This window comes from Haloarcula sp. K1 (assembly GCF_001647155.1).
Classification (GTDB): Archaea; Halobacteriota; Halobacteria; order Halobacteriales; family Haloarculaceae; genus Haloarcula; species Haloarcula hispanica.
In genome coordinates, this window is record NZ_LRHL01000043.1 from 476,332 (window position 1) to 489,255 (window position 12,924).

At 60.8% G+C, this 12,924-nt stretch carries 15 protein-coding genes; 7 read left to right on the forward strand and 8 right to left on the reverse strand.

Features of this window, described 5'->3' with window-relative positions; all coding sequences use genetic code 11:
• Window positions 1-86: 86 nt before the first annotated feature.
• The 8 genes from AV929_RS15945 to AV929_RS15980 all read right to left on the reverse strand — a co-directional run bounded on the left by AV929_RS15945 (window position 87) and on the right by AV929_RS15980 (window position 8,022).
• Window positions 87-965: a CheF family chemotaxis protein gene (locus AV929_RS15945; protein WP_014041352.1), complete on the reverse strand. Its 879-nt coding sequence runs from the start codon at window positions 963-965 to the stop codon at window positions 87-89.
• A 100-nt stretch (window positions 966-1,065) separates the two neighbouring features.
• Entirely contained in the window at window positions 1,066-1,494 is a 429-nt protein-coding gene (locus tag AV929_RS15950) for a hypothetical protein (protein WP_014041351.1), read from the reverse strand.
• 4 nt (window positions 1,495-1,498) lie between these two features.
• Complete coding sequence (locus AV929_RS15955; RefSeq protein WP_014041350.1) at window positions 1,499-1,888, reverse strand: 30S ribosomal protein S6e; 390 nt, start codon at window positions 1,886-1,888, stop codon at window positions 1,499-1,501.
• A gap of 74 nt (window positions 1,889-1,962) precedes the next feature.
• Window positions 1,963-2,826: a CheF family chemotaxis protein gene (locus AV929_RS15960; protein ID WP_050007267.1), complete on the reverse strand. Its 864-nt coding sequence runs from the start codon at window positions 2,824-2,826 to the stop codon at window positions 1,963-1,965.
• 59 nt (window positions 2,827-2,885) lie between these two features.
• Window positions 2,886-4,118 (reverse strand): HEAT repeat domain-containing protein, encoded by a 1,233-nt coding sequence (locus tag AV929_RS15965; protein WP_064288694.1) that lies wholly within the window; start codon window positions 4,116-4,118, stop codon window positions 2,886-2,888.
• Window positions 4,119-4,124: 6 nt separating this feature from the next.
• Window positions 4,125-4,934, reverse strand: coding sequence for a protein-glutamate O-methyltransferase CheR (locus tag AV929_RS15970; protein WP_014041347.1), 810 nt, complete (start codon window positions 4,932-4,934; stop codon window positions 4,125-4,127).
• Entirely contained in the window at window positions 4,931-6,910 is a 1,980-nt protein-coding gene (gene cheA / locus AV929_RS15975; protein WP_064288695.1) for a chemotaxis protein CheA, read from the reverse strand. Before cheA ends, AV929_RS15970 begins: the two co-directional genes overlap by 4 nt.
• A 2-nt stretch (window positions 6,911-6,912) precedes the next feature.
• Entirely contained in the window at window positions 6,913-8,022 is a 1,110-nt protein-coding gene (locus tag AV929_RS15980; RefSeq protein ID WP_064288696.1) for a chemotaxis response regulator protein-glutamate methylesterase, read from the reverse strand.
• Between the two features lie 170 nt (window positions 8,023-8,192).
• Between AV929_RS15980 and AV929_RS15985 the strand changes: the two genes are divergently transcribed.
• The 7 genes from AV929_RS15985 to AV929_RS16015 all read left to right on the forward strand — a co-directional run bounded on the left by AV929_RS15985 (window position 8,193) and on the right by AV929_RS16015 (window position 12,914).
• Complete coding sequence (locus AV929_RS15985) at window positions 8,193-8,627, forward strand: chemotaxis protein CheW (protein WP_008307828.1); 435 nt, start codon at window positions 8,193-8,195, stop codon at window positions 8,625-8,627.
• A gap of 88 nt (window positions 8,628-8,715) precedes the next feature.
• Window positions 8,716-9,441 carry an ATPase domain-containing protein gene (locus AV929_RS15990; RefSeq protein ID WP_050037098.1) on the forward strand — a complete coding sequence of 242 codons (726 nt, stop codon included), beginning with the start codon at window positions 8,716-8,718 and terminating at the stop codon, window positions 9,439-9,441.
• Window positions 9,442-9,596: 155 nt separating this feature from the next.
• A complete protein-coding gene (locus tag AV929_RS15995; RefSeq protein WP_004515272.1) occupies window positions 9,597-9,932 on the forward strand; it encodes a helix-turn-helix domain-containing protein in 336 nt (111 codons plus the stop codon).
• 83 nt (window positions 9,933-10,015) lie between these two features.
• Entirely contained in the window at window positions 10,016-10,291 is a 276-nt protein-coding gene (locus AV929_RS16000; RefSeq protein WP_008307830.1) for a hypothetical protein, read from the forward strand.
• Between the two features lie 375 nt (window positions 10,292-10,666).
• Entirely contained in the window at window positions 10,667-11,290 is a 624-nt protein-coding gene (locus AV929_RS16005; RefSeq protein ID WP_064288697.1) for an archaellin/type IV pilin N-terminal domain-containing protein, read from the forward strand.
• Window positions 11,291-11,621: 331 nt separating this feature from the next.
• Window positions 11,622-12,248, forward strand: a complete 627-nt coding sequence (locus AV929_RS16010) for an archaellin/type IV pilin N-terminal domain-containing protein (RefSeq protein ID WP_064288698.1) — start codon at window positions 11,622-11,624, stop codon at window positions 12,246-12,248.
• A 90-nt stretch (window positions 12,249-12,338) separates the two neighbouring features.
• Entirely contained in the window at window positions 12,339-12,914 is a 576-nt protein-coding gene (locus AV929_RS16015; RefSeq protein ID WP_014041342.1) for a hypothetical protein, read from the forward strand.
• Window positions 12,915-12,924 lie beyond the last annotated feature (10 nt).

Here is a 12,924-nt window from a genome sequence, read left to right on the forward strand (position 1 = left end):
GCCTCATACGGATTGTTGTAGCGATTTACCGGTATGTGTCGACCCCGTGATCGGCACTATCCGGAAATAATCCACAACAATCCGTATCAGGCGTTGACGTCTTCGAGGTGGCGGCTGGCGACGACCTTGCCCGTCGGCGTGAGCGTCGGCCCGTCGGACGCGTCCTGAACGAGGCCGTCCTCGGCAAGGTCCTGGAGAATCATCGATACCTGTGAGGAGTCCTTGCCGAGAATGCTCGCTAGCGGCATCCCGTCCATGTCGCCGGTCGAGTACATGGCGACCAGCACCTCCTTCTTGTCCTTCGTGAGCTCGACGTTTTTGAGCTCCTCCATGAGCTCGGCGTACTCGCGGCGGAGATAGCGCCCGAGGATCGACATCTTTCGACTCGAAGCCATCGCGGCCAGCGTCGTCATGGCCGTCCCGTCTTTCATGTGCCGGACTGTCAGCACCGGCCGGCCCGTGCCGTTGATCTCCCGCGTGTTCCGGTCGAAGTCTGACACCGTTTTGAGATCGACGTTGAACGATCCGTCCTTGCGTCGGAACTCGACGTTACCGGGTGTGAGAAAGAGCTTCGCAGTCTTGAACGACTCGTCGGTGACGCGGCCACCGACGCGGGCGCGCTCTTTGACCGTCGTTTCGGTGCCGTTGATGACAGCCTTGAACAGCACTGTCCCGAACTTCTCGATCTTCTCGTCGCCAGCCTCGATGGCTGCGACGAGCCGCTTCCCCCTGTGTTCGAAGGCGATCGTCACCGTCGAGTCGAAGAAATCGCCCAGGTCGGGCGGGACCTGCCCGATGGCAATGTCGAAAATCGAGTCCAGCGGGATCGTCAGCTTGTCGTCCTCGCTTGCGGCCAGTACCAGCCGCTTTTGCGAGAGGACGATCCGACCCCTGATAGGGTCGCCCCGACCGGCCACTTCGGAGTTGAATTTGCCGACGAAATCCGCGATCACTGATTCCGACATTCGTCCGTTACCCGATGTACAGCAGCACTGATATTGAGCGTTTCGCGCGAGTATCAGCAGCAAAAATCGGCTTCATTCGGGAGAACGGGGGCTAACGGCGTCAGTTGTCGAGGTTTCGAGCAATATCTGACAGCGAGGCGTCCGGCCCGCCGGTCGCCGTATAGACGACGCGCTTGCCCGGCGTTCGGAGGCCGTACTCGGTTCCGTCGGTTACCACGTCGAGATGTGCTGACCCGCCGAGCGAGACTTCGCCGTCGGCGACCCACTCCGCGAGGCGGTTCGTCCCGTCCCGTTCGCGGGCCAGTCGGCGGTTGTCGGCGACGTGTGAGAGCACCGGCTCGCCGTCGAGATTCGTCTCGACGACGGCGTGGTACCGGTCGCCGTCCAGCGCAAGGCGGACGGTGTCGCCGTCGTCGAAATCGAGTTCGTCCGGGAGCACGACCCGGGGTCGGTCGGTTCGGCCGACCGACTCGACGGGAACGCGATGCGTCTCGACGGTTTCGTGGTCACTGGGAACGCGGTCCGGCACTGACTTACTCGTCGTCGTCGCCGAGGAGTTCGGCCACGTCGTCGCTGCCGCGGGCCGTGATCTTCGCGTTGATCTGGCGCGTGTCGTCGCTGACCTCGCGGCCGCGGACGGTGATGCGCTTGCGCTCGCCGTCGGTGGTCGGTTTGAAGCCGACGCCGCCGTCGGACATGATTTCTTTCGTCATGACGCCGCGAACGTCGGGTCGCATCGGTCGGCCCGAGGTGTCCGACCCGCCGGTCAGTTCGAGCGTGTAGCCATCGAGGCCGACAGCGCCGCCGTCGACCTCGTCGCCGAGCTCGCGGCCGATGAAGCGGTTTGCGTCCTGTCCGTCGACGTCGATCTGGTAGGTGTGGCCGTCCTCCGGATCGGAGACGGCGACCGTGAATTCTGCCATACCTGTTCTCAATCAACCGCGCTTCAAAAACGCGTCGAACCGTCCGTCCCGGTCGCACCGTCTCAGCGTCACGGTTACTGGTCAGCCATCGCATCGCTCGCGATTGAGCGGCCGCGGGCCTCAAGCTGGACCTCCCGGCGTGTCCGGACCGGTTCGAGGATATCGGCTTCCATCAACCGGTCGTACACGGCTTCGACTTCCTCTATTTCCATATCGACGAAGTCCGGAATCTTGAACGGCGAGATGCCGGAGTACAGCGCCATCAGCACCTGCGTCTCCTTATCCGAGAGGTCCACGTCGTCGGCGATGTTGCGCTGCTCACCTTGCCGGACGAGTCCCTCGATGAGCGAGACGTGACGTGGCGTCCCCGAAATGTGAGTCTCGACGCTGGTCCCTTCGATGGTGTGTTCGACCTCCAGCAACGGTCGCTCGTCGCCCCGAATCGTCTTCTCCTTGGCCTCGACGGTCCCCACGTCGTCGATGTCAAGTTCGACGAACGTACCGCTGGCGATGGCCAGATTGATGCAGTCGCCGTCGAGTTTGAGTCGCCCCTTCTCCCAGCCGCCGTCCTGAACAACACCACCCTTGACTGCGGGGTGGTTGACGAGGACGACGGTCTGGTCGAGCAGCGTGCTGTAGAGTTTCTCCTGGAACTCCTCGGCCTTTTTCGCCGAGATGAGCGTCACGTTCCGGCCGGCTTGCACCTTGACGTAGCTGTCCACCTGTGCGAGGGGCTGGTTCATCTGGCTGGCCGTGACGCTGCTGACTTTCGACAGTGGGATGGTCCGCTTGCCGTCGTTGGTTGCGAGGACGAGACGCTTGTTCGAGAGGAGTATCCGACCGGGTAGCCACTCGATGTCGTTTCGCTTGCGCCCGTCCGAGACGACCTGGACGAACTTCCCCTTCGTATCGACCAGTGCGTGTTCTCCGTCGCTCATCGGTTAGCCAGCTATCGCTCTGGTGTACGCCCCGCCGCGTCTTAATCCACTCGGCTGACTCATCCGCGGCCACCGAGCTTCGAGATGGCCGAGAAGGCCTTCTTCCTGACCACGTCGTGTTCGGTCTCGTCGATGAGTTTATCCAGCGTCTTTCGGGACCGCTCGCCGCCGACTTTCCCGAGGGTGAAGATGGCCTGGCCACGAACGTTGGGGTCGACGCCGTCGTCCTGGACAATTTTGAGTAGTCGCCGCTCGACCATGTTGTCGTCGTCGCCGAGTTCGGCGAGGCTGGTCGCGGCGAACTGTCGGAGCATCTGGTCGTCGTCGTCGAGCGCGTCGACCAGTGATTCGATGACGCGGTCCCGCTCTTCCTGGCTAGTGACTCGACCGAGCATCCAGGCGGTGTTGCGCCGCTGGGCCGACTGCGTGCTCTCTTCGAGAATTTCGACCAGCGGCACGACGACGCTCCGGTCGTCCGTGTTTGAGAGTTTCTCGACGACGGTGTCGCGGATTTCGTGGCTCTGGTCGGTCGGGACGTTCGACAGGAGTTCGATGAGCGAGTAGACTGCCGTCCGCCGAACGGCAGCCGACTCGTCTGAGAGGGCTTCGATGAGATAGTCCACCGGCCGGTCGTTGCCGAAGTTCCCGAACGCGCCGACGGCGATGCGCCGGACCCGTTCGTCGTCGTCCTCGTACAGCGGCAACAGCGCCTGGAGCGCCTGCCGGTTCCCGATGTTCCCCAGCGCGTCCGCTGCCTCGCGCCTGACGGCGGCTTTGGGGTCCGACAGGACGTTTTCGAGCGGGTTCGTCGCCCGCGAGTCGCCGATCTTCCCGGCTGACCGGGCCGCTCGCGCCCGCACTCGTGGGTCCGGGTCCTCGAAGCGCTCTGCGAGCTTCGGGACCGCGTCGGCCTGGTCTAAGTTTCCGAGGCCGTTCGCGGCCGCCATCCTGAGTTCGGGCACATCGGCGTCAAGCACCTGCATGTACGCCTTCGCCTTCACCCAGTCTGCGGCGTCGTCTTCGAGGTCGACGCCGGCCATTCCCCCGATGAGTTGCGTGATGGCGTCGTCGCCGAGTTCGTCCAGCGAGTCGATAGCCGCGCCGGTGATCGCGTCGCTGTCGCTCTGGGCCGCGTCCACGAGCGCGTTGACCACGTCGCGCCGGTCGTCGTGGTCGTCGAAGTTCCCCAGTAGCTCCGCGGCGCGGGTCTTGACCCGCTCGTTGTCGCTTTCCCTGAGGAGGCGGATGAGTTCCTGTGCCTTGCCGTCCCGTTCCAGTTCGTAGAGGCTCATTGGTCGCTACACACGCCGGTAGATGCGGTGTCGTTTGTCGACCGCTTCGAAGGAGTCCCGACACTCCGCGGGCAGCGTCTCGGTCATGCCGATCATGAGATATCCGCCCTCGCGGAGCGACCCGCGGATTGTCTCGAAGATGGGGACCTTGAACTCCGAGTCGATGTAGATGAGGAGGTTCCGGCAGAACACCAGATCGAAATCGCGCTTGGGGTCGCCCCGGATGAGGTCGTGTTGCTCGAACGTGACCATCTCTTTGACCCGGTCCCGGACCTCAAACGTGTTGCCGTCCTGCTCGATGTACTTCGTGTAATCGTCCAGCGGCTCCAGCTCGTCTGCGATGTCGGTCGTCTGGGAGGTCGCGTAGGTACCCATTCGGGCTTCTTCGAGGATGTCGGCGTTGATGTCCGTCGCCGTGATCTCGACCCGCCGGGCGTCGATCTCGGGGTCGTCGAGTGCCAGCATCGCCGCCGAATACGGCTCGCGGCCGTCGGCACTCGGGGCCGACCAGAGCCTGACGCGACGGTTGTTCTCCGTGAGGTCCCGGAGGACCGGCCGCAATCGCTCCCAGGCGTCCGGGTTCCGGAAGAAACTGGTGACGTTGATCGACAGCGAATCGAGCAGTTCCTCGCGCTCGCCGTCGTCGCGCTCTAGCAGTCGCTGGTAGGACTGGTAGTCCTCGGTGTCGGTCCGGCGCATCCGCGCGGTGATGCGGCGGTCGAGATACGAGTCGTTGTAAAAGCCCGACTCGAAGTCCATCTCCTCGCCGATGAACTCCACGAGGTCGTTGAAGGTGCGCTCGCTACCTTTGTTCATAGCGTCACCACGTCGAGGATGTGGACGATGTTCCCGTCGCCGAGAACGGCCGTGCCCGAGAGGCCGGGTGTTCCCGAGAGGATACCCTCCAGGGGCTTGACGACGACCTCCTCCTGGCTGTTGACCGAGTCACAGTGGAGCGCGACCTGGCGTTCGGACTCGCGGATGCGGACGAGCATCCCGTCGCCGTTTGCCGTCTCGCCCTCGATGTCGAAGGTGTCGTCGAGGTGGATGACCGGGTAGATCTCGTCGTTGTGCTTGATGACTTCCTGGCCGTTGACCTGCTTCGCCTCCTCTGTTCCGGTAATCTCGTCGACGTTCTTGATCGGGACGCCGTACTCCTCGCCGCCGACCTTGACGAACAGCACTTTGACGATAGCCATCGTCACCGGCAGGCGCAGCGAGACCGTCGTTCCCTCGCCCGGTTCGGAGTCGACGCTGACCGACCCGTCGAGCTGGGAGACCGTGTCGTGGACGACGTCCATGCCGACGCCGCGCCCGCTGGTGTCAGTCACTTCGTCGGCCGTCGAGAAGCCGGGGTGGAACACGAGGTCGTACACCGCGGAGTCGTCCATCGCGTCCAGTTCCTCGGGCGAGCGGACGCCCTTTTCGACGGCCTTCTCCCTGATTCCACTCACGTCGAGCCCGGCCCCGTCGTCTTCGACTTCGATGATGACGTGGTCGCGCTCGCGGGAGGCCCGGAGCGTGATGTGGCCCGTCGGGTCCTTGCCTGCCTGTTCTCGCTCCTCGGGCGACTCGATGCCGTGGTCGACGGCGTTCCGGAGGATGTGCATCAGCGGGTCCGAGATCTCGGTGAGGATGGTCCGGTCGAGTTCGATGTCCTCGCCCTCGATATTGAACTCGATGTCCTTGTCGAGTTCGCGCGCGAGGTCGCGGACGAGCCGCGGGAACTTCCCGACGACCTTCTTCAGCGGGATGAGCCGCATATCCATCACCGTGTTCTGGAGGTTCGCCGTGATCTTGTCCAGTTCGTTCAGCGTCTCGCCAGTGGAGTCGAGGTCGTCTTTCTCGACACCACGCCGGAGCTTGATTCGGCTCGTGACCAGTTGCTCGACGAGCCCGTGGAGGTCGTCGAGCTGGTCCACGTCGACGCGCACGGACTTGATCTCGTCGACGCTGTGTTCCTCTTCGGCACCCGGGTCGGGGTCCGAACCGGAATCAGCGTCCGTGCCGCTATCGTCGACAGCCTCTGCGTCGCTTACCAGTTCGTCGGTCACGTCGGTCACGTCGAAGCTGTCGACCTTCCCAGTCGTTCCCAGTTCGGCGTCGACGGTCGCCGCGTCGGGGCCGTCGAGATACAGGACGAACGTGTCCTCGAACTCGCCGTCCTCGATATCGGCACGGCTCGGACTCGAATCGAGAATGTCGAACCGCCCCTCGATGGATTCGACGGCCAGCATCGAGTCGACGCCGAGCATGTCAGACTCCCCGACGCTGATTTCGGCCTGCAGGACTCGCTCGTTGACAGCGTCGGCGTCGATGTCGGCATCGCCGACGCTGGCATCCGCGGAGAGCGACTCATCGCTGTCCGAGGAGCCACCGTTGTCTGCCGTTTCGGTGTCGCCCGCGGCGGCGGCCCCCTCTTCGAGAACGGCTCGGAGTTCCTCGACCATCTCGTCGGTCTCCGTCCCCGATTCGCCGTGCTCTTCGATCTCCCCGACGATGACCTCGATCTTGTCGACGCCGGCGAAGACGAGGTCCATCAGGTCCGGCGTGACCTCCATCTTGCCCTGGCGCATCTCGTCGAGCAGGTCCTCCATCGCGTGCGCGAGGTTCGCTGCGTTGTCGAAGCCCATCGCTCCGAAGTTGCCCTTCAGCGTGTGGGCTGTCCGGAAGATCGAATCCATCGCCTCCGTGTTGGAGGGGTCGGATTCGAGTTCGAGCAGCGAGTTGTTGAGTTCGGTAATCGCTTCTTCACTTTCACGGATGAATGCGTCTAAATACTGGTCGTCCATTGTCAGGTCACCTCAGTGGTAATCGTGTCGATAATGCCGTCCGCAATGTCGTCGATAGGCAAGACAGTGTCCACACAGCCCGTCTCGGCGGCGCGCTTTGGCATGCCGTACACCGCGGACGTGGCCTCGTCCTGTGCGATGGTCTTGCCACCGGCTTGCTTGATCCGCCGAATCCCGTCTGCGCCGTCTTCGCCCATCCCAGTGAGGATGAGTCCGACGAGCGGGTCGTCGATTGTCTCCGCGGCCGTTCGCATCGTCACGTCGACGGCCGGCCGGACGCTGTTGACCGGTTCGTCCTGTGTCAGCTTCGTCCGCAGTCGGCCGTTCCGGTAGTTCTTGACCTCCATGTGCCGGTCGCCGGCAGCGACGAGTCCCTCGCCGCCGCCGATGCGCGCCCCGTCTGTGGCCTCCCGGACCTCGTAATCGCTTCGCGTGTTGATCCGCTCGGCAAACCGGCCGGTGAACCCCTCCGGCATGTGCTGGATGATGAGCACCCGGAGGTCAGCCTCGATGGGGAGGTTTTCCATTACCTGTTCCACCATCTTCGGGCCGCCGGTCGAAGAGCCGATGACGAGCGTCGGGTTCGCAACGTAGGTCGTCTGACTCGACGAGCCTCCGGTTGCCCTCCGGTCAGTGGCTGAACCGCCGGTTGTTGGTGAGCCCGCTCCGCTGTCGCTGCTTGTCCCGCCGTGGCTGTGTGTCGCGCCGACATCGACCGCCGCGACGGAGCTGACCATCTCGACCAGCTGGTCTTTCAGGCGTGACATCTCCATCGATACCTCGCCACCGGGCTTGGTGAAGAAGTCGACCGCACCCTTATCGAGCGCCTCGAACGTCACATCGGCGTTCTCGTCGGTGTGGGCCGACAGCATCAACACCGGCGTCGGAGACTCCGACATGATGCGTTCCGTCGCCTCGATGCCGTTCATTACCGGCATCTCGACGTCCATCGTCACGACGTCCGGTTTGTGTTCGATAACGGCCGACACTGCCTCCTCGCCATCACGCGCCTGCGCGACGACATCGATACCGCCATCGCTGAGGATATCAGAGATGACACTCCGCATGAAGTGAGAGTCGTCTGCGACCACGGCGCGGACACCATCTGCCATATCACCAACGCTCCCGTCGGACAGGAGACATCGGCGAACGAGACATCCTCATACCTACTTCCAAATCCCGTCCGGCCCCGAAATAAATACTCCGCCCACGTAATCAAAGTTGATAGCCCAGCAGGCACCTTTATGCGCCCCTGTCCGCGACAGTTTGGATAAGAACCGCAATGGCAGCACAGTCAGCCACCACCGGCCAGGTACTCGAGTTCCAGCTCGGCTCGGAAACGTACTGCGTGAGTATCGACTACGTGACTGAGATCGTCGATATCGGCGAACTCACGTCCGTCCCGAACGCCCCGCCGCACGTCCGTGGCGTCATGGACCTGCGCGGGCGCACGACATCAATCGTCGACCCCAAGGTCGTTTTCGGTATCGAGGACGAGGGCGAAGAGAAGCGCATCATCGTCTTCGACCCGGAGATCGTCGAGGAACAGGGTGCGGCCGGCTGGCTCGTCGACGAGGTGTATCAGGTAGTCCAGATCACGCCGGAGCAGGTCGACCGGTCCCCCGCGAACGACGCCGGCTCAATCCGGGGCGTGATCAAGCGAGATGACAGTTTTGTTATCTGGGTGGACCCCGCCATCGTCCACGCTGGTGACTGATTCCGGTTTGTTTAGCGACACACCAGCAAGACTTTTTAACATTCCCGACAGAGAAGTATCTAATCAACTTCCAGTTCCTTCCGAAACTATGATTGAGCAAACCAAAACGGGGATCGAGGGCCTCGACGACATTCTGAACGGCGGTATTGTGAAGAACTCAACGACACTGGTGAGCGGTAACCCCGGTGCCGGAAAATCGATCCTCTGTCTCCAGTACATCTACAACGGCGTCGAAAAATACGACGAGAAGGGCATCTATCTCTCCTTCGAGGAAGACGCGTCGGACCTCCGAGAGGCCGCCGAATCCATCGGCTTCGAAAACTGGCAGGATCACGTCGACAACGGCGACATCAAGGTGTACGACAAGCAGGTACTCCTGCGCGAGAACGACTTCACGTCCTCACTGGATATTCTCCTGGATGAGCTCGAAGACGGCGACTACGACCGGTTGGTGCTCGACTCACTCGCCATGTTCGAACTGTTCTTCGAAAACGAGAAGGAGAAGCGGACGTATCTCCTGAAGTTCACCGACATCCTCAGCGACAGCGGTCTCACGACGCTGATGACCAACGAACAGGGGGCCGTCTTCCCGGACACCGAGATCGGGCTGGAGAACTATCTGACCGACGGCAACATCTACCTTATCCAGACGCCGACTGATACCGGTGTGAACAGATATGTCTGGGTCGCCAAAATGCGAAAGCAAAACATCGAGACGGACATCTATCCGATGGAGATCGACCGCGGCGGTATCGATGTCCACCAGAACGCCAGCGCCTTCTCGATGATGAGCGAGGAAGAATCACCAATTTAGCGATACAATAAAGCCATTATTACTCGGTAGAACGATGGATACAGCGGCACAGGCCGCTGTTTTCGCACGAGCGTCCTGTAGTGCGTGTTTGTCTCCTTTCAGTCGATATCACAGGCGATAGCTTTATTATCGACTGAATTTATTATTTGATAACGATGGATTCAGGGGAGATTCTTCAGACGCTTGGCAATAAATACAGTGCCGAAATCCTCGACGCGACGGACGAACCGGTCTCCGCACAGGAACTCAGCGACGAACTCGGAATCCCCATCGCGACGTGTTACCGACGCATCGACGAACTGACCGAACACGACCTCCTGGAACTACACGACAACATCCTCTCTGACGACCGCCGACGTATCAAGGTGTATCGGCGGAACGTGGACGAGGTCCGGGTCGATTTCGACGACGAACTGACTGTCCACATCGAAGAGCGGTCGGAAGTGACCAACAAACTCGACGAGGCGTGGCGGACCCTATCTGAGCGGTAGAACGCCTCTTCTCGGCGTTATCACGAAAGATATTTTCGAGCGTGGATTTAATAACGGGTTCGCTGTAGCCCTGTACAGTGCTGATGATAGAACTTCTCTATGCCATATCGACGCTGGTGTTCGTCGTGGCCGGACTGACAATGGTCGGGATGGCCATGCGGGCGTACGTCCAGACATCCCGGCAGGCGATGCTTCACCTCTCGGTGGGATTTTCGCTTGCAATCGCGGGCGCGGCCGCGACGATGATTAGCGCGTTCATCAACGACTTCGAGGGCGTACGGTCGTTGTTGCTAGTCAACAGTGGGTTGACGACGTTCGGCTATCTGTTCGTGATGTACAGTCTCGTCACGTACGAGTGAGTGTGTTTCTCGACTGCATCAGTTGACCACCCTGCCCGTGAGCGGATTTCTCTGTGACTCATCTCATTGTCGACTCCGGTTTCAACGTCTATTTTCGTATAGACCGCCCCAGCTTGCACGCAACACGATACCTCCCGACCATACACCAGACAACCAGCTATTTCCATCGCTGATACCGACCTATAGAAGCAATTAAATCTGATTCTTAGAGGCGACGTAGCTCAGTTATCTTCTTCAGACCTAACTATAGGTATTCTTCTGGCAAAAACCTCCACAGCCCCTCAGGACCCTATTATCAAGTAATATAATTTGGGGGGAGGTATTATTACTGACGAAAAGAACGGTTGGATAGGGTCAGACAGACCCGGATTAACAATGCTAACGGAACTAACGAACGACGACGACCGCGGGCAGGTCGGTATCGGCACCCTGATCGTGTTCATCGCGATGGTGCTGGTGGCGGCAATCGCTGCGGGCGTCCTGATCAACACGGCTGGCTTCCTCCAGAGCAGTGCGGAGGAGACCGGCCAACAGAGCAGTGACCAAGTGACGAACCGACTGCAGCTCGTCAACGCCGTCGGTGAAGACATTCAGTCATCCAGCAGTACAATCAACACGGTCAAGCTGACGGTGAAGAAGGCACCTGGTGCAGGGAACATCGATATCGGTAGTACGATCGCCCAGTGGGTCGACTCCAGTGGCTCGTACGACCTCACCTACGAAGGAACCTACGACGGTGACCCGGGCGCGAGCGAATTCTCTGTCGCTGACGTTCAGGACGATGACGGATCGATTTCAGGGAGCCAGGTCCTGAACGACCCGTCTGACCGCGCGACGATTATCTTCAGTGCTGATCAGATCCGCGGCGGCGCTGCCGATGACGGCCTCGGTGAGGGTGAGACGGCGACGGTTCGCCTGAACACCCAGTCCGGTGGCACGACGACTGCTCGGTTGGTCGTCCCGGAGACTCTGTCTGGTAACTCCGCAGTCAGCCTCTAAGGCGTCATATCTTTCAGTTTCAATTGCTGATATACTCGTAGCTTATTTCTGCCTTCTGCGTGCTTTCCACCGGTTAGCTTGCGGCACACTACTGGCTCCGACACGTAACGGTCATTTAGAAGTCCTCACACGGCCAGACGTTTTTGTTGACTACTGCTCTCAGAGATAGAATTCAGCGCTCCGTCTATTCTCGGACAAATATCTGCTTTGGCCGCTGAGACTGTTGCTTACGACGATCAGTGACTTGGTTATCAAGACGTATAATTTGAGAGGAGGTATTATTACCCATGAAAAGAGTCAACAGATAGGGTCAGACAGACCCGGATCAACAATGCTAACGGAACTAACGAACGACGACGACCGCGGGCAGGTCGGTATCGGCACCCTGATCGTGTTCATCGCGATGGTGCTGGTGGCGGCAATCGCTGCGGGCGTCCTGATCAACACGGCCGGCTTCCTCCAGAGCAGCGCCGAGGAAACCGGACAACAGAGCAGTGACCAAGTGACGAACCGACTGCAGCTCGTCAACGCTGTTGGTGAAGAAATCGATTCTTCAAGCAGCACGATCGACACGGTCAAGCTGACGGTGAAGAAGGCACCCGGTGCGGGCAACATCGATATCGGTAGTACGATCGCCCAGTGGGTCGACTCTACTGGCTCGTACGACCTCACCTCGTCTGGCTACAGTGACACTCCGGACCCTGACGGGTCTTCCTTCGCTGTCACTGATGTTCAGGACGACGACGACTCGATTTCGGGGAGCCAGGTCCTGAACGACCCGTCTGACCGCGCGACGATCGTCTTCAGCGCCGAGCTGATCCGCGGAAGCGGCACCGGTGATGGCCTCGGTGAGGGTGAGACGGCGACGGTTCGCCTGAACACCCAGTCCGGTGGCACGACGACCGCTCGGTTGGTCGTCCCGGAGACTCTGTCTGGTAACTCCGCAGTCAGCCTCTAAATTCGGTTATCTTTTCGGTTCGACGTAGTTCTCTTTTCGTCCACCCTGACCAGCGACGGAGTTATACGATAGCCTCACACACTAGTACCTATGGCTCGGCGGTCAGACGAACCGAATCCAGAGGAGGGCAAGGTACTCTCGCCCGAAGAGCTCGATATCGCCGACGACGAGCACGTCACTGAAATCGACGAGGGCCGCTACGTCGTTTCGTCGGACGTCCGCACTGACGACTCCTACGGGAACCACGTCTCATCGGATTCGGCGTCTGAATCCCCGCCGTCTCCTGCACCGGACCCGGAGCCGTCGACTCCCGAGTTCTCCGATGCGAACGTCCACGAGTGGCTTGCCGAACAGATGGCCGACTCGAACGCCAGATACGGCTTCGACGTGACCGCGAAGTTCGACGGCGACGTCGACCAGCAGCAGCTCGCTTCCAACGACATTGTCACTGTTTTCGAGAGCTTCATGCTCTGGTACGGTCGCCAGATGGACGGGTCGACACCGGTCGAAGAAGTGCTGGGTATTCTGCTGTCGGAATCGAACGTGCCGGTTCGCTATCCGCCGGCAGTCATCAAACAGCTCGTCCGGTCGACGCAACTGACGCCGGACGATTCTATCGCTGATCTCTTGGAAGCCGTCGAGGCCGCCGACGGTGCCGAACTCTGAGACGGGCCGC

Excerpts from the sequence above, each read along its gene's own strand:
- AV929_RS15945 (WP_014041352.1), bottom strand. The coding sequence starts at position 965 with ATGTCGGAATCAGTGATCGCGGATTTCGTCGGCAAATTCAACTCCGAA.
- AV929_RS15955 (WP_014041350.1), bottom strand. The coding sequence starts at position 1,888 with ATGGCAGAATTCACGGTCGCCGTCTCCGATCCGGAGGACGGCCACACC.
- AV929_RS15960 (WP_050007267.1), bottom strand. The coding sequence starts at position 2,826 with ATGAGCGACGGAGAACACGCACTGGTCGATACGAAGGGGAAGTTCGTC.
- AV929_RS15965 (WP_064288694.1), bottom strand. The coding sequence starts at position 4,118 with ATGAGCCTCTACGAACTGGAACGGGACGGCAAGGCACAGGAACTCATC.
- AV929_RS15970 (WP_014041347.1), bottom strand. The coding sequence starts at position 4,934 with ATGAACAAAGGTAGCGAGCGCACCTTCAACGACCTCGTGGAGTTCATC.
- cheA (WP_064288695.1), bottom strand. The coding sequence starts at position 6,910 with ATGGACGACCAGTATTTAGACGCATTCATCCGTGAAAGTGAAGAAGCG.
- AV929_RS15980 (WP_064288696.1), bottom strand. The coding sequence starts at position 8,022 with ATGGCAGATGGTGTCCGCGCCGTGGTCGCAGACGACTCTCACTTCATG.
- AV929_RS15985 (WP_008307828.1), top strand. The coding sequence starts at position 8,193 with ATGGCAGCACAGTCAGCCACCACCGGCCAGGTACTCGAGTTCCAGCTC.
- AV929_RS15990 (WP_050037098.1), top strand. The coding sequence starts at position 8,716 with ATGATTGAGCAAACCAAAACGGGGATCGAGGGCCTCGACGACATTCTG.
- AV929_RS15995 (WP_004515272.1), top strand. The coding sequence starts at position 9,597 with ATGGATTCAGGGGAGATTCTTCAGACGCTTGGCAATAAATACAGTGCC.
- AV929_RS16000 (WP_008307830.1), top strand. The coding sequence starts at position 10,016 with ATGATAGAACTTCTCTATGCCATATCGACGCTGGTGTTCGTCGTGGCC.
- AV929_RS16005 (WP_064288697.1), top strand. The coding sequence starts at position 10,667 with ATGCTAACGGAACTAACGAACGACGACGACCGCGGGCAGGTCGGTATC.
- AV929_RS16010 (WP_064288698.1), top strand. The coding sequence starts at position 11,622 with ATGCTAACGGAACTAACGAACGACGACGACCGCGGGCAGGTCGGTATC.
- AV929_RS16015 (WP_014041342.1), top strand. The coding sequence starts at position 12,339 with ATGGCTCGGCGGTCAGACGAACCGAATCCAGAGGAGGGCAAGGTACTC.